This window comes from Dermabacter sp. p3-SID358 (genome assembly GCF_025147465.1).
Taxonomy (GTDB): Bacteria; Actinomycetota; Actinomycetes; order Actinomycetales; family Dermabacteraceae; genus Dermabacter.
Genome location: NZ_JALXOZ010000013.1, coordinates 16,540 through 42,362, shown reverse-complemented (window position 1 = coordinate 42,362; position 25,823 = coordinate 16,540). Strand labels below are relative to the sequence as shown.

Here is a 25,823-nt window from a genome sequence, read left to right as displayed (position 1 = left end):
CCCTAGTGCAGGCACTGAGCCCCGAGCAGGGTCTTAAGCGAAGCAAAAAGCGCGGGCGAGGGGGCAACAGACAGACGCCTATCCACGCGCATGAGAGTCGCACGGCCCGGCTCCGTGAGCCGCAAACGCACCTCGCTCCCACCAGGATTATCTTCGAGAATGCCCCGAAGCTGCTGCGCAACCTCACTCGTCATCCGCGTGTCAGGAATCGTGATCATGAGGGGCCCGTCGGCCATGGCGCCAGAAGTATCGAGAACGCGCATCTCCTGTACTCGCATTTCGGGCGAGCCCTTCGAGTTATCCACGCGACCTCGCATCGATACCACGAGATCACCCGCGAGCTCCGTGGCAACTTGCTGATAGGACTGCGGGAACATGAGGCAATCGATCGCGCCCTCGAGATCTTCGACCGTGACAATCGCCCACGTATCACCCTTCTTCGTGATCTTGCGCTGGATGCTCGTGATGAGCCCCGCGACGGTCACCATGCCGAGTGATTCCGTGTCCTCAGCTTCCGCGAGCCCCGTGATCGAATGTGAGCTCGCCTGTGCAATCACGTGCTCGAGGCCCTGAAGCGGGTGATCGCTCACGTAGAGACCGAGCATCTCGCGCTCAAAAGCGAGCTTTTGCTTACGATCCCATTCAGGAAGCTCGGGTACCTGAATCGTCGCGGCGCTACCCGAGGCGTAGTCGTCGCCGAAGATGCCTCCGCCAAAAAGATCGTCCTGACCCTGGGCTTCCTTGCGCTTGACGTCCACGATTCCGTCGACCGCATCCTCGTGCACGAGAACAAGCGAGCGTCGGTTGTGGCCGAGCGAATCAAACGCGCCGCCTTTGATGAGCGAATCGATCGTGCGCTTATTGCACACCGAGAGCGGGACCTTGTCGAGGAAGTCTGTGAATGACGTAAACTCGCCCTTTTCTTCGCGCGTCTTGATGATCTCTTCGACGACATGCGCGCCAACGTTCTGGATCGCGGAAAGACCGAAGCGGATGTCTTCACCCACGGCCGCGAAGTTCATGAGGGAGGAGTTCACATCGGGAGGAAGGACCGTGATGTGCCGGTGGCGGCAATCGCCCAGGTACAGGCCGAGACGATCACGGTTATTCTGCGTGGAGGTGAGAAGCGCCGCCATGTACTCGGTTGGATAGTTTGCCTTGAGGAAGGCCGTCCAGTACGACACGACGCCGTATGCCGCCGAGTGCGACTTGTTAAACGCGTAGTCGGCGAACGGGAGGAGCACGTCCCACAGCGCCTGCACGGCCGCATCGCTATAGCCATGATCGAGCATGCCTTGGCGAAAGCCCACGTACTGCTTATCGAGCTCGGCCTTCTTCTTCTTGCCCATTGCACGGCGCAAAATATCCGCCTGGCCAAGCGTGAAGCCCGCGACCTTCTGCGCGGTCTGCATGACCTGCTCCTGGTACACGATCACGCCATAGGTCTCAGAAAGAATCTCGTGAAGTGGCTCTTCGAGCTCGGGATGGATCGGGGTGATCTCCTGAAGCCCGTTCTTCCTAAGCGCGTAGTTCGTGTGGGAGTTCATGCCCATCGGACCCGGGCGGTACAGTGCCGATACGGCGCTAATATCGCCGAACTTATCGGGCTTCATCTGGCGAAGAAGAGACCGCATGCCCGCACCATCGAGCTGGAACACGCCGAGGGTATCGCCACGTTGGAGAAGCTCGAACGTCGCCGGGTCGTCAAATCCAAGATGATCGAGGTCCGGGACCTCCTTGCCGTTGGCTTCGATGTTCTCGATCGCATCGGAAATCACCGTGAGGTTGCGAAGACCCAGGAAGTCCATTTTGAGCAGACCGAGAGTTTCGCATGTCGGGTAATCGAACTGCGTAATGATTTGGCCATCGGAGGGGCGGCGCATCATCGGGATGATGTCGGTGAGGGTCTCGCTCGACATGATGACGGCGCACGCGTGCACGCCCCAGCCACGCGTAAGGCCTTCGACGCCCTGCGCGATATCCATGACACGTTGCCACGAAGGATTCTCGCGATACTGACGGCGGAAATCCTCCGCCTCTGCATATCGCTTATCGTTCTCGTCGAAAATGCCTTTCAGGGTGATGTCTTTGCCCATCACCGCAGGCGGGAGGGCTTTCGTCATCTGATCGCCGAGCGCATACGGCTCGCCAAGCACGCGCGCCGAATCCTTGATCGAATTTTTGGTCTTCATCACGCCGTACGTGATGACCTGCGCAACCTTGTCGTCGCCATATCGTTCCGTGACGTACTCGAGCACTTCGCCGCGGCGGCGATCGTCGAAGTCCACATCGAAGTCCGGCATCGACACGCGATCCGGGTTGAGGAATCGCTCGAACAGAAGGCCGTGCGGAAGCGGGTCCAGATCGGTAATGCGCATCGCATACGCAACCATCGAGCCCGCACCCGATCCACGGCCCGGGCCCACGCGAATACCATGCTCTTTCGCCCAACGGATGAAGTCGGAGACGACGAGGAAGTAGCCGGGAAAGCCCATGCGGGTGATGATCCCGACCTCGTAGTCGGCCCTCTCTTGCACCTCGTCGGGAATTCCGCTCGGATAGCGTTCGTGCAGACCCCTCTGGACTTCCTTGATGAACCACGAATGTTCGTCTTCTCCCGCCGGAACGGGGAAGCGCGGCATGTAATTCGCGCCCTCCGCAGTTGTCGTGAACTGCACATCGCACATTTCGGCGACGCGAAGCGTGTTGTCGCACGCCTCGGGTAGCTCGCGGAAGAGTTCGCGCATTTCTTGCGCGCTCTTCAAGTAGTAACCGGAACCGTCAAATTTGAACCGCCCCGGTGTATCAAAAGTTGAGCCCGAGTTGATGCACAGGAGCGCATCCTGAATTTTTGCATCGTCTTCATATACGTAGTGGAGGTCGTTCGTTGCGAGAAGAGGAGCGCCGATCTTCTTCGAGAGTTCGATGAGGTCCTTCGTCACGCGCCGTTCGAGCTCAAGCCCGTGATCCATGAGCTCGACGAAGTAGTTTTCCTTGCCGAACATGTCCTGGTATTCGCCCGCGGCCTTGACCGCTTCGTCCCACTGCCCAAGGCGAATGCGGGTCTGGATCTCCCCGGAGGGGCAGCCGGTCGAGGCGATCAGGCCATCGGAGTACTTCGAGAGGATCTCGCGGTCCATACGCGGCCACTTTCCCATTTGCCCATCGAGCGAGGCGAAGCTCGCGAGCCGAAAGAGGTTGTGCATGCCGGCCGTCGTTCGGCTCAAGAGCGTGAGATGCGTGTAGGCGCCGCGTGCAGAGACGTCGTCGCCAGCATCCTGCTGCGCCTTCGTTCCCCACTGCACGCGCGAGCGATCGTGGCGGCTCGTCCCCGGCGTCACGTATGCTTCGACGCCAATAATTGGCTTCACACCCGCGGCGACCGCGTTCTTGTAAAACTCGTAAGCACCGAACACATAGCCGTGATCGGTAATCGCCACGGCCTTTTGACCAGCCTCAGCGGCGGCGTTCACAAGCTTGCTGATCTTCGAGGCCCCATCGAGCATCGAGTAATCGGTGTGGACGTGCAGGTGAACGAAATCCTCTGAAGCCATGCCTACGATTTTAGTGGGCCGTGCGGGAAAAGAGGGCTTCAGAAACGAGGTGCATGAGAGGAACGGTGAGGGACGTGCTCATCCCGCGCGAAGCACGTCGAGCGCGTGCTCAAGATCCGCGGGATACGGTGCCTCAAACGCGACACGCGTGTGGCGCGTGGGATGCTCGAAACCGAGGGCGCGCGCGTGGAGCCACTGCCGCACGAGGCCGAGCCGCTCCGCGAGCGTTGGATCGGAGCCGTACTGCGGATCCCCCACAAGCGGGTGGCCCGCGGCACTCATGTGCACTCGAATCTGGTGGGTACGGCCCGTTTCGAGCTTGATGTCGAGGAGAGAGGCCCCGGGAAACATCTCGATGACGTCGTAGTGGGTAACCGACGGTTTCCCGCTTGCCATGATGGCGAACTTGTAGTCATGCTTCTGGCTTCGGCCGATGGGAGCGTCGATCGTGCCCTTCATATTCTGAAAATGGCCCTGGGCGAGCGCATGATAGCGCTTATCTACGAGCCGGTTGCGGAAGGCGTTCTTGAGGACCGAGTACGCGACTTCGCTTTTCGCGACCACCATGAGACCGCTCGTTCCCACATCGAGCCGCGACACAATGCCACGACGCTCTTGGGCTCCGCTCGTGGCAATCGCGACGCCTGCGCCGAGCAGCCCACCAAGCACCGTGGGACCTTCCCAGCCGACGCTGGGGTGCGCCGCGACGCCAACGGGTTTGTTGACAACCACGATGTCGGCGTCTTCAAAGACGATATCCATACCGTCGACGACTTCGGGGGCAACATCGGCCACATCGCGCACGACAGGAAGCGTCACGGCTAGCTGCTGCCCTTCGCTTACACGCTCGGAGCGAGCGGGGACCTCACCGTCAACGAGGGCGTTGCCCGCTTGCACGAGCTCGGCGGCCTTGGTGCGTGAAAGCCCGAGGAGGCGCGAGAGCGCGACATCGACCCTCTCTCCCTCGAGTCCCTCGGGGACGAAGAAGAGCCGCTCGCTATTCACGCGCGAGCCTCTCGCTTTTCGCTCGGGTCGAGAGGGACGTTGGCGAGGGTCAGCACAATGAGCACCACGGCGCCGGTCGTCACGGCCATGTCAGCGACGTTGAAGACCGGCCAGTGCGGGAGCTCAAGAAAGTCCACGACGTGGCCCGTGAGGGGACCTGGGGCGCGAAACAAGCGGTCGACGATGTTCCCGAGAGCTCCTCCGAGAAGAAGCGAAAGTGAAACCATCCACGCATATGAGCGCACGGAGCGCACAAGCACGACGGTGATGCCAATCGCGATGCCGATTTGCACGCCCGTGATGATCGGCGTAATTGAACCGCCCATGCCGAAGGCCGCGCCCGAGTTGTAGATGAGGCGTAGCTGAAGGATCTCCCCGAGCAACGGCTTCGGCACATTGTGGTCGAGAGTATTCTCAGCCCACATCTTCGAGAGCTGGTCGAGCACGAAAACAAGCGCCGCGATGACACAAGCACCGACGAGCACGGAACGGACGGAAGCGCCGACCGCCCGTGCGGTTTCGGCGCTTCCGTTCATGATGCTGCTATCGCTCACAGGCCGTAGTTAGCGGCCTTCTCCTGGCTTTCGCCAGTGTCAAGATCGCGAAGCTGGTTCTCGAGGTAGTTGCGCAGGCGAGTGCGGTAGTCACGCTCAAAGGTGCGCAGCGACTCGATTTCCTTCTCAAGCTCGCTCTTCGTGCTCTCAAGGCGCTCGAGCGTGGTGCGCGAGGTCTCGTTAGCTTCCTTGATGATGCGCTCGTGCTCAGCAGTACCCTCACTGATGAGACGATCGCGCTCGGCCTGGCCATTGGCGATGTGTTCATCGTGGAGGCGCTGCGCGAGCGCGATGAGTTCGGAGGCGGAGTCGGTTTCGCCAACACGGGTGGCACCGGCAGAAGCAGGGGCCAATGCGGTGACGGCAGTCCCGCCCTCAGGCTCGCTCTCGGTGGCCTCAGCCTGTTCGGCAGGAGCCTCGGTCTCGACGGTTGCCGCGGCGGCATTGCCTTCGCCCTCCTGACCCACACGGGCCTCGAGTTCGGCAACGCGGCTCTGAGCTTCTTCAAGCTCACGCTTCAGGCGGTCGTTCTCCTCGATGAGCTCACGAAGGCGGGGAATGACATCGTCGTCGAGGTACTTGTCGACCTCGTCCATATCGTAGCCCTCGGTAAAGCGCACGGGGGTGAAGCGCTTGTCTTCGAGATCCTTTGGCATAAGAGCCATGGGTTCCACCTCTTGTCGTTTGAACAGATGATGACTATTTAACTCTACCTGAGATCACAGGCGCACCCTGAAAGCAGGCCCGCTTTGACCAGCTGCAAGGCGCGGTCCCGTGGGACCGCGCCTTGGGCGTGTACTCACAGCACAAAGGGAGCGACGAGCATCGAGATAAGTGAACACGCAAAAAAGATAATGAGCACGCTCACGTCGAGTACCACACCACCGAGGTTGAGTGGCGGAATTACGGATCTGAGCGCCTTCACCGGCGGATCCGTGACCGTATATATTGCTTCGCACGCCACGAGCACGATTCCACGCGGCGAGAATGACCGCGCATAGGACTGGATCATCTCGAGACCGATCCGCACTAGCAGAAGAATCGAGAAGATGTACGCTGCGAGGTACACGAGCGAGGCGAGAATCGCCATGTTCAGCTCTGGTTGTAGAAGGTGCCCTCGTCGGTTCGAGACTCGCCCTCGACTTCGATGAACTCCGGCGACAGGAGGAACACCTTGGTGGTCACGCGTTCGATGGTGCCGCGAAGGCCGAACACGAGACCAGCCGAGAAGTCCACCATGCGCTTGGCATCAGCTTCGCTCATGTCGGAGAGATTGAGGATGACGGGGACACCGTCACGGAACGATTCACCGATGCTCTTGGCATCGTTGTACGAGCGAGGGTGGATCGTCGTAATGCGCTGCATGGTCTCCGGAGCAGCCGGCGCAAGCGAGACGCCGTTCTGGTGCGGGCGAAGCGGGGTCACGTTTGCCTCCTGGGCCTTGGGCTCTGCGGTGCGCTCCGGGACGCGCGCAACCTGCGTGTCCTCGGCTGCAAAGCCCTGAGGGTCGTCGTAGTAAAGGTCTTGTTCTTCGGCGAGACCAACTCTCACCATAAAATTGCGCATTGCGCCCATCGAAGTTCTCCCTATAAAGAAGCCGGTTGTTCGCCCCTGGGGAAGCACGGGAGTGCGGGGTCTTCCTCGAAAATACCGCAGTCAACCTGAGCGGCGGGTAATTTCGACGCGTGTCGCGCGGTGAGCTGCTGCTGATTCTTACGCAGCGGTCGCATGTCGCGTAATGACACCTGCGAACCGTCCCGTTTGGGGATCGCGCCGATAGGAAAAAAGACTCTCACTTTCAAGCGTGCATTGTCCAAGCACGTTGATGGATTTGCCCTCTAGCCCCACGGCCTGCAATTCAGCGACTGCACCCGCCGGAAGATCGAGCGCTGGGGTGTCCCAGGTGGTGCGTGAGGCAAGCGCTGGCTGCTTCTCAACCGATTCGTGAAACATCTGCTCGGGCACTTCATAGCACCGCCCGCACACCGAAGGCCCAACGACCGCGTGAATGTCTGTCGCCGCGGCACCGAGGTCCACCATCGCCTCGACGGTTGCACCAAGAACGCCGCCAAGCAGGCCTCGCCGTCCTGCATGAGCCACTCCGATCACACCGGTCGAGTGATCGGCAAACAGCACCGGAACGCAGTCGGCCACCATGATGGCGAGGGCAACGTCGGGCCTGTCCGTCACGAGCGCATCGGCAACGCACGTGCTCTCGCGCATCCGGCGTACATCCCCCGCGGCGCGAACAACGGCGACATCCGCGCCGTGCACTTGCTCAACGAAGACAAGCGGCGCGCCGAGCTCTCGCTCGAGTCGCTCGCGGCGCTTTCGCACATCTCGAGGATCATCCCCCACGTGGAGCGCCAAATTCCCCTCGGCAATCCCCGTGAAAAGGGCGCGGGCCCCCGAAAACTCGAAGACCCGCGCGCGACCACTTCTCATAGCTCAGCGCAGGAACTGGGGAATGTCCAGATCGTCGTCCGGGTTCGAATCCTGCTTGATGGTAGGAACGTTCGGCACCTGGGGGCGCTCAACCTGAACGGCCTCTTCTGCTTCGGCCGGGTCCGGCTGCGAAGCGGGCGTTTCCTCGTTTTGCGTCTGCGGCGAGCGCGCGGGAATGTAACCCTGGCCCTGCGCTGGAGCCGAGACCCAGTCACGGCTCGAGGACTGTTGTTCCTGCTGAGCGGGCGAGGCACTCGGGGACTGTTGGGTACCCCTCTCCTGCTTCTGCGCGGTCTCCTCGTCTCGCTCACTCTTCGGGTCGAAACCGGCGGCGATCACAGTCACGCGCACCTCATCGCCGAGAGCATCGTCAATCGCGGTACCGAAGATGATGTTCGCGCTCGGGTGGGCAGCTTCTTGGATGAGTCGCGCGGCATCCGACACCTCTACGAGGCCAAGGTCGCTACCGCCCTGCACCGAAAGGAGAACCCCGTATGCGCCGTCGATCGAAGCCTCGAGAAGCGGGCTCGAAACAGCGAGCTCAGCAGCCTGAAGTGCACGGTCATCGCCACTTGCCGTGCCGATACCCATGAGGGCCGTGCCCGCGTCTTTCATGACACTCTTGACATCCGCGAAATCGAGGTTAATGAGTCCGGGGGTCGTGATGAGGTCGGTGATGCCCTGAACGCCCTGAAGGAGCACCTGATCCGCGAGCTTGAAGGCATCGATCATCGAAACCTTGACATCGGCAAGCTGGAGAAGCTTGTCGTTGGGAATCGTGATGAGCGTGTCGACTTCGGCTTGGAGGGCATCGATGCCCGAATCGGCCTGGGTCGAGCGGCGACGCCCCTCGAAGGTGAATGGGCGGGTGACGACGCCGATGGTCAACGCGCCGAGCGAGCGAGCGATCTTCGCAACAACGGGTGCACCGCCCGTGCCTGTGCCACCACCTTCGCCCGCGGTCACGAACACCATGTCCGCGCCTTCGAGAGCCTCGGCAATCTCGTCGTTGTGGTCTTCAGCAGCCTTACGGCCAACTTCCGGATCGGCGCCAGCGCCGAGCCCGCGAGTAAGCTCCTTGCCGACATCGAGCTTTACATCGGCATCAGACATGAGCAGTGCCTGGGCATCGGTGTTAATGGCAATGAACTCGACGCCCTTGAGCCCGGACTCGATCATCCGATTCACGGCGTTGACGCCGCCGCCGCCGACACCGACGACCTTAATGACTGCGAGGTAGTTCTGCGATCCGTCCACGTGGATGTCCTTGCTTTCGTTGCTCCAGCTCCACCCCATCACACTGCCTAGTGCGCCTCCCGCGACCGGCGCGGATAGGACAGAAGAGACATGGGGAGTAAGCACATTTATCTCGTACTCGACGCTATTGCCTGACAGGTGCCTAGAGCAACATTGTCGAGCGCGTGTCTTACACGAATGTCATTTTCTCGTCACAGCCTCCACGGAACGTGGGAACGACGCATGCCACCTCTTGCGTTCGTTGCCACTACCGGATCGTGGGGGCTTCGGGAGAAGAGACGTCGATCACCGCGCCAGGTTGGCTGAGAAGCGCCGCGAGAACCTGAGCCTTGAGTTCCGAATCCTCTGCTCCTCCCCACACGACGGTGCGAGGCCCGGCCTCCGTGGCAACCTCGAGGGTGATACCAGAGGGGGCGGCCGCGGTGGCTTTCGTGAGGGCGGCACGGAGATTCGGCGGGAGTTCTCGCGTAATTTCTACGAGCGCCGCCTCTGTTGCCTTGACATTCGAGGCGGAAGGGTCAACAACGAGGTGCGGGAGGATCGAAGCGTCGGCGGCATTCGCGGGGAGCTTCGCACCTGCGGCATCCACGAGAGAGGTACTCCCACCCGACTCGAGCTGAGCGATCGCCGTGCGCTCAGTCACGACCACGCGAATAGTATTCGGCCAATGACGTGTCGCCTTGGCGGCTTTCACGCCCGGGACCGCGGCGAGTTCGCTTTCGAGAGCTCCGAGATCGCTAAAGGCGAGCGATTGGCCCTCGCGCGCACTCGCAATGCGCTCGAGAGAGCTCTCATCGACATACGTCGCACCCATCACGCGTACTTCGGAAACCTTGAGCTGCGGGAGGAAAGCAAAGGCAAGCGCCGCAAGTACGACGAGCGCGATGAGGGTGCCAATCGTCGTGGGGAGCCACCGCCGACCTCTTTGCCAGGGCTTTTTCTTCACTCGATTCGCGAATCGCTCCCCCGCATGCACTATCGAGCCCTTTCCCGACTGCGCAGGCTTTTCAGGCTTCGCAGGTTTCGCTCGCATCGTTGACGGCCGCGATTTCCTCGGAGCATCAATCGAACCGAGAGCCTCGCTCGCCGATCTCCTTGCTCGGCGGGCAGCTTCACCTTGCGCCTTCGCGTTGTCAGGAACGTTGTGCGCCGACCGCGCGGACGCTCCTCTTGGGCGTGCGGGTCGCTGCGGGCGCTTCGAGGTACTCATGCGCCGCGCGCCTCGAGAGCCTCGAGGATGCGAGGGCTCACGTCAACGATGTCGCCCGCGCCCATCATGAGGATCACGCGCGCATCGTGCGCGTGCGAAGCAAGATAGCCTGGAACGTCGTGTGGCTCGAGCACCCTCGCGCCATCAATGAGCAAGGCGACATCCTCACTGCGGATGCTCGGGTCGAAGTCTTCGCGCGCGGGGTAGATCGGAAGCAGGATCGTTTCGTCGGCGACGCTGAGCGCTTCGGCGAACTCCCTAGCGAAAGCTTTCGTGCGGGAGAACAAATGCGGCTGGAAAACCGCGACCAGCTTTCCACCCTCCGCGCGTTCCCGGCCCGCGGCAAGAGCCGCAGCAACCTCGCGGGGATGGTGGGCGTAGTCATCGATCACGGCGAGACCACGCACTTCACCGGCTATCTGAAAGCGTCGATCAGCGCCCGCGAACTCGGCGAGCCCTGCCAGAACTCCCCCACGCTCAATGTCAAGCACCTCGAGGGCAGCGAGTACCCCAAGCGCGTTGAGAACATTGTGACGACCGGGAACGCGCAACGAAAGGTTGACGCGCTCACCATTAGGCGACTCGACCTCGACGTGGGCACCGGCGGCACTCGAGTGATCCGCGGTGATGCGCCACGACGCATCAGGGTGCTCGCCGTACGTCACCACACGGATACCGGCTTCGCGAGCATCGCGCGCAAACGCGAGCGCACCGAGGTCGTCCGCGCACGCAACAAGGGTGCCGTTCGTTTCCTTCAACCTTGCCGCAAACGCCGAAAGCACCGCGCGGAGGTTCTCCTCGGTACCGTGGAAGTCAAGGTGATCGGCCTCAAAGTTGGTCAGCACGAGAACCGAGGGCGCGAACGCCACAAAGGAGCCGTCGGATTCATCCGCCTCCACGACCGCATACTCACCTGCCCCTTGGCCCGCATTCGCCCCAAGTTGCGCAACTGCCGCGCCGACAGCCCAGGCCGGCTCAGCCCCCGCTGCCCGCAGGGCAAGGGTCGCCATCGCGCTCGTCGTCGTCTTTCCATGTGTACCAGCGACGGCGATCAGGGCGTGATCGCTCAAGAGCCCCGCGAGACCCGCAGCCCTGTGAATGACAGGGATGGAAAGCTCGTGTGCGCGGCGCACTTCGGGGTTGTCGGCCCGCACAGCTGTCGACACGATCACGAGATCCGTATCCTCTTCGATGTTCACCGCGTCGAAGCCAACCGTGATGCGCGCACCGAGCTCGCGAAGGGGAGGAAGAAAACGCCCCTCTTGTGACTCCGAGCCCGTGACCTCCAGCCCCGCTTCGAGAGCAAGACGCGCCACTGCGCTCATACCAGCGCCGCCAATACGGATGACATGCACCTTTCGCACCGGGGTCTCGGGCCACGCGCAAGCGCTCACAACCGCGCCCGGCATCAGCATCGTGCGAATTTCCCCCGGGGAAAACGGTTGGAGGTTGTCGACGACATCATTCGTGCGGGTCATCGAGCTCCCCCTTGTGGACGTTGCGAGGCAAGGGCCGGAATCGACGCCGCGATGCGGTCGGCGACCTTCTCGGCAGCATCGCGCTTACCGAGTGCGAGCGCCGAGGTTTCCATACGCGTGCGTACCTCGGGATCAAGCAGGCATTCGGCGACTGTTTCGATAAGGAGCTCCGGTGTGAGAAGAGCATCCTTGATCATGCGAGCTCCGCCCGCTTCCACCATGTCGGCGCCGTTGAGAGCCTGCTCGCCGTTGCCGATCGGAAGGGGCACGAAAAGTGCCGGAAGGCCCACGGCGGCAAGCTCGCACACGGTCCCGGCCCCCGATCGTGTGATCGCGAAATCAGCTGCCGCGTACGCGTCTTCCATTCCATTCACGTACTCGACTTGCACGTAGTGCTTCCCGCTCGCCGCGATCTTCTTACCCTTGCCCGTGACGTGCAGGATTTGCACCCCGAGCCCCTCGAGTGGAGCGATTGCCGAGGCGAGCACTTCGTTCAGACGTTGCGCACCGAGTGACCCGCCCGTCACGAGGAGGGTGGGGCGATCGGGATCAAGACCGAAGGACTCGCGTGCCGCTGCACGGTGCGCCTTGCGATCGAGGCTCGCGATCTCCGGCCTCATGGGCATCCCGACCCACTCGGCCTTGGAAAGCGGCCCCGATGAGTCGCTCATGTCGAACGCGGTCATCACCTGCGCGCCAAGCCTCGCTCCGAGCTTGTTGGCCATACCCGGGCGTTTGTTTGCTTCGTGAATGACAAGCGGAAGCTTCGCGTGCCGCCCCGCAATGTAGGCCGGCGGGCACACGTAGCCGCCGAATCCGGCAACAGCATCGACTCCTTCGTTGCGGATAAACCGGCGAACATCACCAAGGCCGCGGCCGAATTCCCGAGGGAATCGCAGCGCTGCAGCGTTGGGGCGGCGGGGAAAGGGCACCTTCTCGATCGTGAAAAGCTCGAATCCTGCGGCCGGTACGAGATCTGCTTCGAGACCCACCTGCGTACCGAGAGCGACGACCCGCACCCCTTCGTAGCGTTCCCTCAGCGCACGAGCGACCGCGAGCATGGGCGACACGTGGCCTGCGCTTCCGGCCCCCGCGACGAGAACAGTCGCCTCGCGATGCGCCTGGTTGCTGGGATTGACTGTCATGAGCGCTGTCCCTTCCTGGTCAATTGTTCCGACGCCGGCTTCGCGACAACCGTGGCTGACTTCTTCGAGTAGCGCGCATGCGCTCGAAGCGCCTCTGCCGCGCCTGGTTCAGATTTCGCAAAGGCAAGAAGGACCCCCAGCGCGAGCATCGAGGCGATAAGCGCCGAACCACCCGCTGAAACGAATGGCAGGGGTACACCGAGAACGGGGAGAAGCCCCGTGACGACAGCCATGTTGACAAAGGCCTGAGCGAGGATCCACGAGGTAATTCCAGCGATCGTGATTTGCACGAACGGGTCACGGATTCGAAGCATCATGCGGTAGAGCACGATGGCGAGGAGCGTGAAGAGAAAGACGATGAGGAGCGTGCCGAAGAGGCCAAGCTCCTCGCCAATGATCGAGAAAATGAAGTCGTTATCTGCCTCGGGAACACGCCCCCATTTTTGGCGTGACTGCCCAATGCCTACGCCCCACCAGCCACCGGTTGCAAGCGCCATCAAGCCGTTATCGGCCTGGTAGCACGAATCACCCGCACACTCGCCATGGAGCCAGTTCAGCGCGCGCGCCATGCGGTTCGGGCTCGCGAGCACGAGACCGAGGACGACGACCGAGGCACCGCCGCCCGCGACAAGAAACCATCGCTTTGGCACGCCTGCGACCCAGAAGGCACCCGCGGCCAGAATGCCAACCATCATCATGGTGCCGAGGTCGCGACCCAGAATGATGAGGCCGAGGGCTGCTGCGGTGCCCAAGAGTGCGGTGCACAGCACGGGAATCTCCCGAAGGCGATCGCGGTTCTTTGAAAGAAATGCACCGAGCCACACGGCAAGTGCGAGCTTGAGAAATTCTGATGGCTGGCCGCGGATCGGCCCGAGCTGAATCCAGTTCCTGTTACCACCCTTGCCGAGCCCGAGTGGAGTGAACACGAGGGACTGAAGCAGGAGCCCGAGAAACAGAAGCACCGTCGCGACAGCGAGATTCTTATACCACCTCACGGGGGTGAGCGCCGCGACGACGAGCATAACGAGGCCGATCACCGCGAAAACCCCCTGAGTCATGAATGACGCATAGGGCGAGTGTCCCTTCGCAATGTTGGTCACCGAGGAGCTCGAGAGCACCATGACGAGACCGATCGTAATGAGGATCCCGCCTATCACAGCTATGGCGTAGAAATCGAGAGCGGGCGACTGGAGCCAGCGACCGAGAGTCGATTTCACTTCCCCACTCACGTCTCCGAGCGGGCGCTGCTCGCTCGGAGACTTCCTTGCACGCTCGCTCACGCGCCGCTCCCAAGTTTCCTCGCCGCCTCGGCAAAGAGGTCGCCGCGTTCGCCGTAGCCCGCGAACTGGTCAATGCTTGCGGCAGCGGGGGCGAGCAGCACGACATCTCCGTCATTCGCTCGCGACGCTGCCTCAGCCACCGCTTTTCCCATGAGCGCGCGATTGTCGGCGCAGTCGTCCGGGTCGATCCACACTCGCGGGACATCCGGGGCGTGATCATCGAGCGCAGCGATGAAGGGTGCGGGATCGCGGCCGATGAGCACGACCGCTTTGAGACGCTCGGCGTGCGCTGCAACAAGGCTGTGGAGATCCGCCCCTTTCGCATCTCCACCGGCGATCCACACAGCGGACTTCGCGGCGCTCAGAGCCGCCGCTGCGGAATCCGGATTCGTTGCCTTCGAATCATCGACGAACGCGACACCACCCTCGACGTACACAATTTCACTTCGGTGCTCGCCTGCGCGGTAGGCAGCAAGCCCTTCGCGCACGTGGATCGGCTCGACTCCAAACGACCGTGCGAGCCCGGCAGCGAAAAGCGCATTGAGCACGACATGTGGCGGGGCTCCGTGCGGACCGAGATGCGCGACGGTGCCGAGGCTCGCAATCTCTGCCGCCTGGGAATGACGATTCTCGCAAAACGCACGGTCGACAAGAAGATCCTCGACAACACCCAGTTCACTCGGCCCGGGAGCAGAAAGATCTACGCCGATCGCACGACATCCCTCGACCACATCGGCTTCTTCAAGGGCGCGAAGCGTACGCTCATCAGCCTTGTTGTACAGGCACGCGTGACACGTCCCGGCATATACCTTCGCCTTCGCCCGCGCATACTGCTCCATCCCACCGTGCCAATCGAGATGATCAGCGCCGATGTTGAGAATCGCGCTCGAGTGCGCCCCGAGGTTCTCCGTCCAATGAAGCTGGAAACTCGAAAGTTCAAGGGCAATCGCCTCGAACCCTTCGGGATCGAGAACCGCCTCGATCAGCGGGAGCCCTACGTTGCCTGCGGCGACAGCGCGCAGACCTGCGCTCTGCAAGATCGATTCGAGCATCGTCACGACGGTTGTTTTCCCGTTCGTGCCCGTAACGGCAAGCCAAGCCGGGCCATCAGCCTTTTGCATACGGCGCGCAAGCTCAATCTCCGACCAGATTTCGATGCCCGCGTCCTTCGCCGCAACGAGAAGAGGGTGGTCTGGGCGCCACCCCGGAGAGGTAACAACGACGTCGAAGGGGCAACCGTCGGAATTCTTCGGGAGCGCGCGAGTGTGCTCCTCGCCGAGCAGGATTCGAGCGCCGAGGGTCTCGAGAATCTTCGCCTTCTCAAGGTTCGCCTCCGAGCGCGACGCGTCTACCGCCGTGACGTGAGCGCCCCGCTGAAGAGTCTGATCCACAATCGCGTACCCCGAAATTCCGAATCCCGTCACAAGGATGCGGGCGCCTGAGACGTCGAGGCCCGGGAAGGGGCGCTCGGGAAGTCGCACGGAGTTTTCAGAAGCAGTCACGCGATGCCACCTGGCGTTGGATTGGGAACGAATGGTTTAGATGAAACGTAATGCGTCGAGGTAGAACAGACCGAGGCCGAATGCTGCGAAAACGCCCGCGATGATCCAGAAGCGCACAACGATCGTCACCTCGTTCCATCCCTTGAGCTCGAAGTGATGCTGGAGGGGCGCCATACGGAACACGCGCTTGCGTGTGAGCTTGAAGCTCGTGACCTGAATGATCACCGAAAGCGAGATGATCACGAAAAGGCCGCCGATGATGCCGCCCACGAGTTGGGTGCGCGAGAGGATCGTGAGGGCCGCGAGCACGCCACCGAGGGCGAGCGAGCCCGTGTCGCCCATAAAGATGCGCGCAGGGGACGTGTTCCACCAGAGGAAGCCGACGCACGCGCCAAGAACCGCGGCGGCGACAATGGCGAGATCGAGGGGATCTCGCGCGGCATAGCACGAGCGCAACTCTTCAATGCCGCACTGCTGGCGCCACTGCCAAAACGAGATGAGGACGTAGGCTCCCGCAAAAAGAATCGTCGCGCCCGAGGCGAGACCGTCGAGACCATCGGTGAGGTTCACGCCGTTCGACCACGCCGCGACGAGGAAGTTCGCCCAGACCGCAAACAGAACGATGCCGAGGGCCGTGCCGGCGAAGGCGAGATTGAGCCAGGGAATATCCCGAACAAAGGAGATGTGCATCGATGCGGGCGTGTGCCCCCACCGGTCGGGGAACTGCAGCGCGAGTACAGCAAAGACCGTTCCGATGAGCCCCTGCCCCACGAGCTTCGCGCGCGGTGAAAGGCCGAGGGACTGTTTCTTCGCGATTTTCGCGTAATCGTCCATAAACCCGAGGACGCCGAGGCCCACCATGAGCAGCAGCGCGAGCAAACCCGAAGCCGAGGGCGCGCGAAGGATACTCAGGTGGCCGACCGCGTACCCGATGAGAGTCGCGAGGATCATCATGACGCCGCCCATCGTGGGCGTCCCGCGCTTCGTCGCATGCGTCGTAGGGCCGTCGTCTCGCACGAATTGGCCGTACTGCTTCTTGACGAGAAAGCGAATGTATAGCGGAGTGAGAGAGAACGAAAATACCGCGGCTATAGCCCCGGCGACCAAAATTCCGATCATGCTTTCTCTCCTGCGTTCTCCGCCATCGTGGGCTCGGCGCCCCACGCATGGACGAGGGATTCGCCGAGCTTCGAAAGGCCCGCGCCGTTGGATGACTTGAGCAAAAATGTGCTCTTGGGCCTCCTGACTGTTTCTAGCACAGCGGGGGCGTCGTCGAGGCTTTCGACATACACGGCTCCGTCACCATCGCCACGGGTTTCGGTCACACCTTCGTAAATGCCGCGGGCCTCCTCACCGATCGCGACGACCACGTCGATGCCGTTCTCAGCCGCAAATTGCCCCATGCTGCGATGCGCCTCGGCGCTGCCGTCACCGAGTTCGAGCATTTCGCCCAGGACCGCGACCGTGTAGCGCTCCTTCCCGAGGATCGCGAGCGCCGAAAGACCCGCGCGCATCGAGTCGGGGTTTGCGTTGTAGGCATCGTTGATGAGTGTCACCCCGCCAGGCAACTCGCTCACCTGCATTCGCCCGGGGGATCGCTGTTCCGCCGCATTGAGGCCCGAAACGATGGCGTCAAAACTCAACCCTGCCGCCGACGCAGCTGCGGCTGCCGCAAGGGCGTTGCTGACGTGATGCTCGCCCGTGAGCGTGAGCGCGATGGGAGCCGCGTGGGCGCCCATGTGAAGCGTAAAGCTCGCGCGCGCCAAAGCGTCGAGGCGCACATCACTCGCGTATGCCTCAGCAGAGTCGTCCATACGGGAAAAGAACGCAGCGTGAGCGCCGGTACGGCTCGCCATCGCTGCCACTCGCGCGTCATCGGCATTGAGAACCGCTACCCCGTTCTCGTCGAGCGCCTCGACGAGTTCGCCTTTGGCCAGAGCGATGTTCTCGACTCCACCGAACTCGCCCAGGTGAGCCGAGCCAACATTGAGTACGAGGGAGATGTCTGGGCGCGCGATGTTTGTCAGGTGGCGAATATGCCCGATACCCCTCGCTCCCATCTCGAGAACGAGAAAGCGCGTCGTTTCGGTGAGTTCGAGCACGGTGAGTGGCAGGCCCAGCTCATTGTTGCGGCTTCCCACGGGCGCGATTGTTTCACCGACGGGGGCGAGAATCGCGTGCAGCAGGTCCTTCGTACTCGTTTTCCCGTTCGAGCCCGTCAGCGCAATCACGGTTGGTGGGTTCACACTTGCACGCGCATCCGCGAGTTCGTGACGCGCGAGAGTTTCGATCGCAGCGAGTGGGTCTTCAACCTGGATCGCTGGCAGTGCAAGTTCGCGATCCTCTCTTGTCACGAGCGCCGCGGCAGCGCCAGCCTTAGCTGCGGCTTCTATGAAGTCGTGGCCGTCAACGTGCTCTCCCTCGAACGCCACAAACAGATCACCGGCGCCAATGGCACGCGAGTCGACGCTTGCCTTACCGTGCACGTGCTCCTCGCCCGTCGTAGTGCCCACGAGACGGCCACCGAGAAGGCGTGCGATCGCACCCGTCGTCGTCTTACGCATTGCGCTCCTCCTTCGCCATCTCGACACCGTGCGCCTTCGCCCAGGCCTGCAATGCGGCCCTCGCGTGCACGCGGTCGTCGAACTCGACCGTTCGATCCGCGAGCACCTGCCCGGTTTCAGCGCCTTTGCCTGCGATAAGCACGACGTCGTCGGCTACTGCTTCGCCGATTGCCCGCGCGATTGCCGCCGCACGGTCTCCAACATTTTCGACTTTCACGCGAGAACCTTCGGGTATTCCCGCGAGTACGTCGCTTCTAATCGAGTCGGGATCCTCATCGCGTGGGTTGTCGTCCGTGACAATCACGCGATCCGAAAGCCGAGCGGCAACTTCCCCCATAATCGGACGCTTGAGTGCATCCCGGTGCCCGCCCGCGCCGAAAACCGTCACGATCTGCCTCACGTTCTCGAGGGTACGAAGGGTCTCGAGGGCCTGTTCGAGCGCGTCGGGGGTGTGGGAATAGTCCACAACGACGCGTGGGCAAGCGTCGGACTCCCCCACCCTTTCCATTCGGCCAGGAACTGTGCCCGCGGCCGCGAGGGCTTTACGGACCTTCCCGCCCTCGAAGCCGAGTGCACGCAACACGAGCGCGACCGCGAGGGTGTTGGCGACATAGTGGGTGCCGGGGAGCGCGCTTTCGAGCGTGAAGGAGGCGCCTTCCGACGGTTGCACCGCGAACATCGTTCCGTATTCTCCCCGCGTGATTTCCTCCACCATGAAATCGGCATCGTGGCCGTGCACTGAGTATGTGGTGACCGGAATGGTGGCAAGTTTCGCAAGTCGGCGACCCCACTCATCGTCAACGCACACGATGCCTCGTTTCGCATGCTCGGGAGTGAAAAGGGAAGCCTTCGCCTCGAAGTAGTCCTCCATATCCTTGTGGAAATCGAGGTGATCCTGGCTGAGATTCGTGAAGACCGCGATGTCGAAGGTCACGCCCGCGACCCTGTGCAGCACCATGGCGTGGCTCGAAACCTCGAGTGCGGCGGACGTCATGCCCTCCTCCACCATGTGGCGCAAGAGCGCGTGCACGTCAGTCGCTTCGGGGGTCGTACGCTCCGTTGGGATCTTTTCTTCGCGCCCGCCCGCCCAGGCAAGGAAGGTGCCATTGGTGCCGACGATCCCTGTGCTTTCGCCGAGTGCTTGAAGAGTACGCGCGCACATCGTTGTCACGGAGGTTTTACCGTTGGTGCCTGTCACGCCCACGAGTGGGATTTCGCGCGACGGTTCTTCGTAGACAAGGTTCGCGGCGAAGCCCGCGAGCGCGCGTGGATCTTCGCACACGAGAGTGGAGTATTGCGCTGCCGGATGCGCGGATCTCAGGATCGCTGCACCAGCCTCGTCCGTGAGAATCGCGGTGCATCCCTGCTCTAGGGTTGCGGAAGCGTAGCTCGCGCCGTGGGCATTTTCCCCCTGCACCGCGACAAAAAGCGTTTTTTCACCCGCTTTGCGGGAGTCGATCGTGACAGTCGAGATCGGCACGCTTTCTCCTCGCACCTCGAGGCCAGCCGCTCCCGGGGCGCCCACGAGTCGCCGGGCAAGGTCTCCCAGCATGAGTTCGGTGCGATCACTCACGACTTTCACTTCCATTCATTGTCAAGTTGGGTGCCCGGCGTACCCGAGGGAGCAATGCCGCGCCGTTGAAGTGCATAGCCAAGAAGCTCCGAAACAGCGGGGCCCGCCACGACTGAGCCCGATTTGAAGCCCCTCACTCCGTACACGAAGACTCCTACGACGAGTTGCGGATCATTCATCGGTGCCATCGAAATAAACGAGGACGTGTAGGTTCCCCCGGGAACCTGGGCCGTGCCCGACTTTCCGCCCACCGGGTAGCCTTCGACACTGCCCGCGGCCTTTCCGTCATCGTCCACGTCGTTATCCATGAGGTCGCGCATTGTCGCGGCGGTCTCGCTCGAAATCACTCGCGTGTGATTCCCTTTCGGTTCGGGTGTGAATGACCCGTCCTTCGACACGCGCCCCTTCACAATTCGAGGCTCGATGTGCACGCCATCATTGCCAAACGTTCCCACGGCCGAGGTGACCTGAAGCGGCGTAACTGCGTAGCCCTGACCGAAGGCTACGGCGTACTGCGTGCGCCCGCGCCAGTCCTTCGCCGCGTGCAGGATGCCCGCGGACTCGCCCGGGAGGTTGATATTCGTTTTCGCTCCGAAACCAAACCCCCGCAGGTATTCCTCACGCTTCTCATTTGAAATTCGCCGCGAGACCTCGACTGTTCCCACGTTTGAGCTGTGCTTGAGCACGCCTGCGAGCGTGTAGTGGAGAACTGGGTGCTCGTGCGAGTCTTTGATGCTCTCTCCACCGAACTCTTTGCGATACGGAATCGTGAACTTATCGTCGACCTTGGCTTTACCCTCGTTAATCACCGAAGCCACGGTGAAAAGCTTGCCTGTCGAGCCCGGCTCAAAAACATTCGAGATTGACTGGTTTCCTCGGTACTGGGCATCGGCAGCACCCGGATCGTTCGGATCGTAAGTAGGGTAGTCGGCAAGGGCGAGTACGTGGCCCGTTTTCGGGTCGATCACCACGGCTGAGCCGCCGCTGCCACCGAAGTCGTTCACCCGCTGCGCGAGGATTTCCTGGGCGCGATATTGAAGGTCGCGGTCAATCGTCAGCTCAATGCTTTCACCATCCACCGCTTCCTTCTCGCTCACGTGCGCCGAGGGGATCAATTGGCCACCAGCGCCCCGCTCGTACTGGCGCTCACCATCGATTCCGCGCAGGTCCTTATCAAACGAAAGCTCGGCACCCGCGAGTGCCGTACCGTCGCCTCCCGTGAAGCCGACGATGTTGCCCGCAACCTCACCGGCCGGGTAGAGACGCTCGGAGACCCGCTCGGAGGTAACGCCGCCGATGCGGAGTTGCTTGACCGCGGCCTCGACCTCGGGGCTCACATCCTTCGCGACGACCGTGTAGCCAGACTTTCCGGTGAGTTTTTGCTCGAGCTCGTCAACACTCATGGACAGCAGAGGCGAAAGCTCCATCGCGACGGCCTTGACGCCCTTAACCTCCGCGCCTTGAGATTTCTCCCGATAGTTCGGCATCTGTCGCTGGTCGGCGATGATCCGGTAGCGTTCGGTGCTCGTCGCGAGTACTTGACCGTCCGAGTCGAGAATGTCACCGCGCAGCGCGGGCACTCGTTCTGTGTGCAAGCGATTCGCTCGCGCTTCCGCAGCGAGCTCGGCTGAATTGAGACCCTGGATCCACACGAGGCGCCCGCTGATCGCGAGGGCAGCAATGAGCATGAGCGCGACGATCACGCGGTGGCGCCGAAATGGCTCGTAGCCGTTTCGAGACTGCTTCTTCGTGCCGGGTAGGGGCGCGTGAGAACGCCCGTCACGCACGGTGCGCGGCGGGCGGCTGCGAGAATTTCGCGGCGTATGTGGCTCCGGCACGTCTAGCGCGCCCTCTCATTGCCCATGCCGTAATCGTAAAGATTCTTGGGCGCTTTCGAAACGATTGGGACGAGGGCTGTCTGCCCCTGCGTCGCAGCGGCGGGCTCCCCGATAATTTTTCCGTTTGCGAGATCAATGTAGGCGACCTTGCCGGCGGGCACCATCCCAAGCTCCCGCGCTTGTCGCTCAAGTTCCTGGGGCGTGCCGAGAAGATCTGTCTTTTCCTCGAGCAACTGGGCCTGTTCGCTCAGCTCTCGCGACTCCCGCTGAAGCTTCGTCACCTCATAGCTCATGTTCGTCATCGAAATATTCAACAAGAGGGTCGCAACAACGGCACCGAGCAGCACGAGCGTGCACAGAACCGTGAACGGGATCGAGCTGCGTTGGATGTTTGGGCGCGCCACGAGCGCGAGATTCGCCGAACGCGCGTGCGCGGGGGCGGTACTGGCACGCCTGCGAGAGGCGGGGAAGGCTGCGAGCTGTGCCATGGCTACGAAATCTCCGGTGGTGTCGTGCGTTCAATCGCGCGCAAGCGCACGCTCGCTGAACGCGGGTTTGTCTCTTGCTCGCGGGCGGAAGCCTTGAAGGCTCCTCGCTTCACGAGCGAAAAATCAGGGGCAAACTGAGCGAGGTCTACGGGAAGCCCTTCGGGAGCTTTCGACGAGCTCGCCTCAACGAAGGCTTCCTTGACCATGCGGTCTTCGAGCGAGTGGTATGACTCGATCACGAGTCGGCCGCCGGGGGTGAGAGCCTCAAGAGCGTTGTCCAGTGCGCTGCGCAGAATGTCGAGTTCTTCGTTCACGGCGATTCGGAGCGCCTGGAACGTTCGTTTGGCCGGGTGGCCACCCGAGTGGCGGGACTTCGCGGGCAAAGACCGTTCGATTGCACTCACGAGCTGAGGGGAACGTTCGAAGGGGTCCGACGCTCGCTCGCTCACGATCGTGCGCGCGATGCGTCTCGAGAATTTCTCCTCGCCATAGCGGTAGAGGATGTTCGCGATGTCCTGTTCACTCCACGTGTTGAGGATGTCCGCAGCAGTGAGCGAGTCGCCGTCGGGATTCATGCGCATGTCCAGCGGGGCGTCAGCACTGTAGGCGAACCCGCGCTCACGAGTATCGATCTGAAAACTGGAGAGGCCGAGGTCCATGAGGATGCCGTCGGCCTTCCCCCGACGTGCTTGCGCTAGTGCACCTTCGATCTGGTCGTACGTGGTATGCACGAGTGTGAAGCGCCCCTCGAAGCCCTCCCGCATCAATCGTTCGCGCGCGAGCTCGAGTGCCGCACGGTCGCGGTCAATGCCCACGAGATGCGCTTTGGGAAACGCCGCGAGCACGGCACACGCGTGCCCAGCCATGCCGAGGGTGCAGTCGACGTAGGTGGAATCCTCATGCTCGAGTGCGGGGCGCAGGAGCTCGAGGCACTCATCGCGCATCACGGGTGCGTGAAGCTGGGATGCGTCCATCATGCCTCCCTTTGCGCTCTGCTCGTTTCGCCCTTGTGGCGCCGGTTTCCTGGTCGAATCGCGGGTGACGTCACACCGTCAGACATCTCCTCGCTTGCGTCCCGCCACCGGGGAAGATGCGTCGGGGCGCAAGCGAAGAGATGCCTCGCGGCACGTCGTCTAGAACAGACCTGGAACGATCTCGGTTGCCGTTTGAGCGAAGGCCTCCTCGGTCTCTCCCAGATATGTCTCCCACGCCTCACTCGACCAGATTTCGATGCGGTTGCCGGCACCAATAACCGTGCATTCGCGATCGAGCCCCGCGTACGAGCGAAGGTGCGAAGGAATGGTCACGCGACCCTGCTTATCCGGCACAACGTCCTCCGCTCCCGAGAGAAGCACGCGGAGGTAATCGCGCGCGTCCTTGCTCGTCACGGGCGCTTGCCGCAACTGCTCATGGAGGTTCTCGAATTCCCGCATCGGGTACACCGTCACGCAGTGTTCCTGACCTCGGGTCATCACGAGCCCTGCCGCGAGCTGGTCGCGAAACTTTGCCGGAAAGATGAGTCGACCCTTGTCGTCGAGCTTGGGCGTGAAGGTGCCAAGGAACATGGGCACCTCCATTCCCCGTCTCGATCCGGGCGAACCTCTCCTTGCGCCTCCACTTTACCCCACTTCCCACCACACACAACACCCCATCCCCCACTTTGTCACGAAATCGATATAAAAACGCAGGCTAGCGAGGTGGAGGCAAGTGGAGGAGATTCGCCGCACAATCCCCGTAAAGGGGCTAAATGGAGGGATTTCCCAGGGACACCCTTACCGAAAAGAGGCATGCATCAACTCGCGAAGGGGAAGCACAATGACTAGCAAAAGCTCAGGTCAAAGCGATTTTTTGGGAAAAGTATCGCCCCGCACACCGACCGCAAGATCCGAAGCGAGGCGAAGAGGTGGAGCAAAGTGGAGGTGGTGGAGGAGAGTAGGGTGTACGGCTGCCCGCGGAGTACCTGAACCCCGGCGAGGGAGGTGGAGCACAGTGGAGTGCTTGGAATTGCTCGGGTGAGTGGAGGAGAATGGGGCGCCTAAGTCAGGCTGCAGAAAAGCGCACGGGCGCGCTCGAAATGGAGTCCCAACGCGTCAGTTTTGTGCACGGGCAAAGAAGATATGCGGGGCAATGAAGGCTCGTGGCGGTTCTAGCGCTCGCGCCCGCGCTCATCCCAACGTTGCTCAAGCTTCTTCATGAAGCTCGACTTCTCTTTCGACCCCTTAGCGCCCCGCCCCGATGCGCCGGGGGTGAAGGAGGGGTGCATGCGGCGCGGATCGTCGAGGGGAATCTCCTTCGGCGGCTGGGAAGAAAGACACACAAATGCGCCGCCAACCATCACGATGAAGGCGAGAACACCGAGCCACACCGCGGGAAGCGACACCGCGAAAATGAGGAGCGCGAGGCCCGCAATGATCACACCGCCCCCGAGGGCGATGCGACGGGTATTGAAAGACGACGCGTTTTCGGGCTCACCGAACTGATGCGCGAGCGTGGGATCATCGCTCGAGAGCTGCTTTTCAAGCTCGTCGAGGATCCTCTGCTCTTTTTCGGAGAGTGGCATTGGTGCCTCCTTACACCGAGATACAGCGGGCCCTACGACACCGCGAGGATGAGGGCACTTCTCGGCGAATCGTCGTGATGTCAGTGTAGGCAGCAAACCTGAGTTTTTCGAAACCGCAGTGAAGCCGCAGCACGCCACTTCAAACGCCCTCGCTACCCGAATCGGTGCCGTCCTTCGCCTCGAGATCGCGTTTTTCGAGGCCCGAAGCGCGGGCGAGAGCCCCCACCCCAAAGCGGTCGCGGGCTCGATCCATTGCGCGATCTACTTCGCCCCACGTCACAGAACGCCCCTCGAGGTCGCCTTGCGCGTGCACGCTCGAAGCGGGCACGAGGTGCTCGGCGCGCACCCCGAGCAAGCGCACCGCCCCCACTTCGGCAAGCGCTCGCTCGCATACGACGAGGGCGCGCTCGCGAAACTCCTCACTCTCCTGCACCGGAGCGGGGAAGCTGCCCGTGCGCGTCAGGGTCGACCAGTCGGGCCGGCGTACCTTAATCGATACGCTTTTCGCGGCGAGCCCGCGAGCACGCAAGCGATATGACACTTCGTCAGCCATGCTCGTCGCGATCGAGCGAAGTCGCTCCACATCGGCGATATCGGTCGAGAACGTGCGCTCCTTGCCGATGCTCTTATCCTTCGCACTCCCGCCGACGGGGCGAGAATCCTCTCCGCGCGCGAGCGCGAGCAACGCGGGGGCACCTGAGCCAACGGCTCTGTGCACGACACTAGGTGGAAGCGAGGCAAGTTCGCCGACGGTTGCAACGCCCAGGTTCTTAAATTTCTTCTGCGCGACGGGGCCCACGCCCCCGATTGCCGAAAGCGGAAGCGGCGCGAGAAACGCGGCCGTGCGTTCGGGCTCGACCACGTCAATTCCGTGAGGCTTCGCCCGCGACGAGGCAATCTTCGCGACTGACTTCGATATACCAACGCCGACGGAACAGGTCAGGCGCACTTCATCCCACACAGCCTGGCGGATGCCCCTCGCAATCGTTTCAGGAGGGCCAAGGAGCCGCTGCACGCCAGAGATGTCGAGGTAGGCTTCATCAACGCTCACGGCCTCGCGTAGCGGCGTGAAGCGATCGAGCACCGCCATGATTTGTGCCGATACCTCGCGGTAGTGCGCGTGGCGGCCGGGCAGAACGATGAGGTCTGGACAAAGCGTGCGCGCGCGAGACATGGGCATCGCGGAGTGCACGCCGTACCGGCGGGCCTCGTAGCTCGCCGTTGCGACGACTCCCCGAGGGCCGTCTCCTCCTACAGCCAGGGGCCTGCCCCGAAGGCGTGGATCATCGCGCACCTCGACGGAGGCAAAGAACGCATCCATATCGACATGGGCAATGGCACGCGGCCACGGCTCTACGGGCACACTCTCA

General features: G+C 62.1%; 22 protein-coding genes. All 22 read right to left on the bottom strand.

The genetic code is table 11. The features are described 5' to 3' along the window. Positions 1–2 precede the first annotated feature (2 nt). Positions 3–3,554, bottom strand: coding sequence for a DNA polymerase III subunit alpha (gene dnaE, locus M3B90_RS07130; protein ID WP_259889368.1), 3,552 nt, complete (start codon positions 3,552–3,554; stop codon positions 3–5). A 78-nt stretch (positions 3,555–3,632) separates the two neighbouring features. Further along, a complete protein-coding gene (locus M3B90_RS07125; RefSeq protein WP_259889367.1) occupies positions 3,633–4,559 on the bottom strand; it encodes an RluA family pseudouridine synthase in 927 nt (308 codons plus the stop codon). After that, entirely contained in the window at positions 4,556–5,113 is a 558-nt protein-coding gene (gene lspA, locus M3B90_RS07120) for a signal peptidase II (protein WP_259889365.1), read from the bottom strand. Before lspA ends, M3B90_RS07125 begins: the two co-directional genes overlap by 4 nt. After that, on the bottom strand, positions 5,110–5,778 hold the full coding sequence (locus tag M3B90_RS07115; RefSeq protein WP_259889364.1) for a DivIVA domain-containing protein: 669 nt from the start codon (positions 5,776–5,778) through the stop codon (positions 5,110–5,112). The genes lspA and M3B90_RS07115 overlap by 4 nt, the downstream gene beginning before the upstream one ends. A 134-nt stretch (positions 5,779–5,912) precedes the next feature. Next, positions 5,913–6,203, bottom strand: coding sequence for a YggT family protein (locus M3B90_RS07110; protein ID WP_259889363.1), 291 nt, complete (start codon positions 6,201–6,203; stop codon positions 5,913–5,915). Between the two features lie 2 nt (positions 6,204–6,205). Beyond that, complete coding sequence (locus M3B90_RS07105; protein WP_259889362.1) at positions 6,206–6,688, bottom strand: cell division protein SepF; 483 nt, start codon at positions 6,686–6,688, stop codon at positions 6,206–6,208. 138 nt (positions 6,689–6,826) lie between these two features. Continuing rightward, positions 6,827–7,558: a peptidoglycan editing factor PgeF gene (gene pgeF / locus M3B90_RS07100; protein WP_259889361.1), complete on the bottom strand. Its 732-nt coding sequence runs from the start codon at positions 7,556–7,558 to the stop codon at positions 6,827–6,829. 3 nt (positions 7,559–7,561) lie between these two features. Continuing rightward, positions 7,562–8,815 carry a cell division protein FtsZ gene (ftsZ, locus tag M3B90_RS07095; protein WP_259889360.1) on the bottom strand — a complete coding sequence of 418 codons (1,254 nt, stop codon included), beginning with the start codon at positions 8,813–8,815 and terminating at the stop codon, positions 7,562–7,564. 247 nt (positions 8,816–9,062) lie between these two features. Beyond that, a complete protein-coding gene (locus M3B90_RS07090) occupies positions 9,063–10,025 on the bottom strand; it encodes a cell division protein FtsQ/DivIB (RefSeq protein WP_259889359.1) in 963 nt (320 codons plus the stop codon). Then, positions 10,022–11,503, bottom strand: a complete 1,482-nt coding sequence (murC, locus tag M3B90_RS07085; RefSeq protein WP_259889354.1) for a UDP-N-acetylmuramate--L-alanine ligase — start codon at positions 11,501–11,503, stop codon at positions 10,022–10,024. The genes M3B90_RS07090 and murC overlap by 4 nt, the downstream gene beginning before the upstream one ends. After that, the gene (gene murG, locus M3B90_RS07080) at positions 11,500–12,648 is read right to left on the bottom strand and encodes an undecaprenyldiphospho-muramoylpentapeptide beta-N-acetylglucosaminyltransferase (protein WP_259889353.1); all 1,149 of its coding nucleotides are present in this window, start codon (positions 12,646–12,648) and stop codon (positions 11,500–11,502) included. Before murG ends, murC begins: the two co-directional genes overlap by 4 nt. Next, positions 12,645–13,928: an FtsW/RodA/SpoVE family cell cycle protein gene (locus M3B90_RS07075; protein ID WP_259889352.1), complete on the bottom strand. Its 1,284-nt coding sequence runs from the start codon at positions 13,926–13,928 to the stop codon at positions 12,645–12,647. Before M3B90_RS07075 ends, murG begins: the two co-directional genes overlap by 4 nt. After that, a complete protein-coding gene (gene murD / locus M3B90_RS07070) occupies positions 13,925–15,430 on the bottom strand; it encodes a UDP-N-acetylmuramoyl-L-alanine--D-glutamate ligase (protein WP_259889351.1) in 1,506 nt (501 codons plus the stop codon). Before murD ends, M3B90_RS07075 begins: the two co-directional genes overlap by 4 nt. Positions 15,431–15,466: 36 nt before the next feature. Next, positions 15,467–16,549, bottom strand: a complete 1,083-nt coding sequence (mraY, locus tag M3B90_RS07065) for a phospho-N-acetylmuramoyl-pentapeptide-transferase (protein WP_259889350.1) — start codon at positions 16,547–16,549, stop codon at positions 15,467–15,469. Next, complete coding sequence (gene murF, locus M3B90_RS07060; protein WP_259889349.1) at positions 16,546–17,994, bottom strand: UDP-N-acetylmuramoyl-tripeptide--D-alanyl-D-alanine ligase; 1,449 nt, start codon at positions 17,992–17,994, stop codon at positions 16,546–16,548. The genes mraY and murF overlap by 4 nt, the downstream gene beginning before the upstream one ends. Further along, entirely contained in the window at positions 17,987–19,567 is a 1,581-nt protein-coding gene (locus tag M3B90_RS07055; RefSeq protein ID WP_259889346.1) for a UDP-N-acetylmuramoyl-L-alanyl-D-glutamate--2,6-diaminopimelate ligase, read from the bottom strand. Before M3B90_RS07055 ends, murF begins: the two co-directional genes overlap by 8 nt. Positions 19,568–19,572: 5 nt before the next feature. Further along, entirely contained in the window at positions 19,573–21,405 is a 1,833-nt protein-coding gene (locus M3B90_RS07050; RefSeq protein WP_259889345.1) for a penicillin-binding protein 2, read from the bottom strand. A gap of 2 nt (positions 21,406–21,407) precedes the next feature. Next, the gene (locus M3B90_RS07045) at positions 21,408–21,893 is read right to left on the bottom strand and encodes a septum formation initiator family protein (protein WP_259889344.1); all 486 of its coding nucleotides are present in this window, start codon (positions 21,891–21,893) and stop codon (positions 21,408–21,410) included. A gap of 2 nt (positions 21,894–21,895) precedes the next feature. After that, positions 21,896–22,867, bottom strand: a complete 972-nt coding sequence (gene rsmH, locus M3B90_RS07040) for a 16S rRNA (cytosine(1402)-N(4))-methyltransferase RsmH (protein WP_259889425.1) — start codon at positions 22,865–22,867, stop codon at positions 21,896–21,898. A 159-nt stretch (positions 22,868–23,026) separates the two neighbouring features. Beyond that, on the bottom strand, positions 23,027–23,458 hold the full coding sequence (gene mraZ, locus M3B90_RS07035) for a division/cell wall cluster transcriptional repressor MraZ (RefSeq protein WP_065248803.1): 432 nt from the start codon (positions 23,456–23,458) through the stop codon (positions 23,027–23,029). A gap of 581 nt (positions 23,459–24,039) precedes the next feature. After that, complete coding sequence (locus M3B90_RS07030; RefSeq protein WP_259889343.1) at positions 24,040–24,453, bottom strand: DUF3040 domain-containing protein; 414 nt, start codon at positions 24,451–24,453, stop codon at positions 24,040–24,042. Positions 24,454–24,592: 139 nt separating this feature from the next. Beyond that, on the bottom strand, positions 24,593–25,816 hold the full coding sequence (gene dinB, locus M3B90_RS07025) for a DNA polymerase IV (RefSeq protein WP_259889339.1): 1,224 nt from the start codon (positions 25,814–25,816) through the stop codon (positions 24,593–24,595). Positions 25,817–25,823 lie beyond the last annotated feature (7 nt).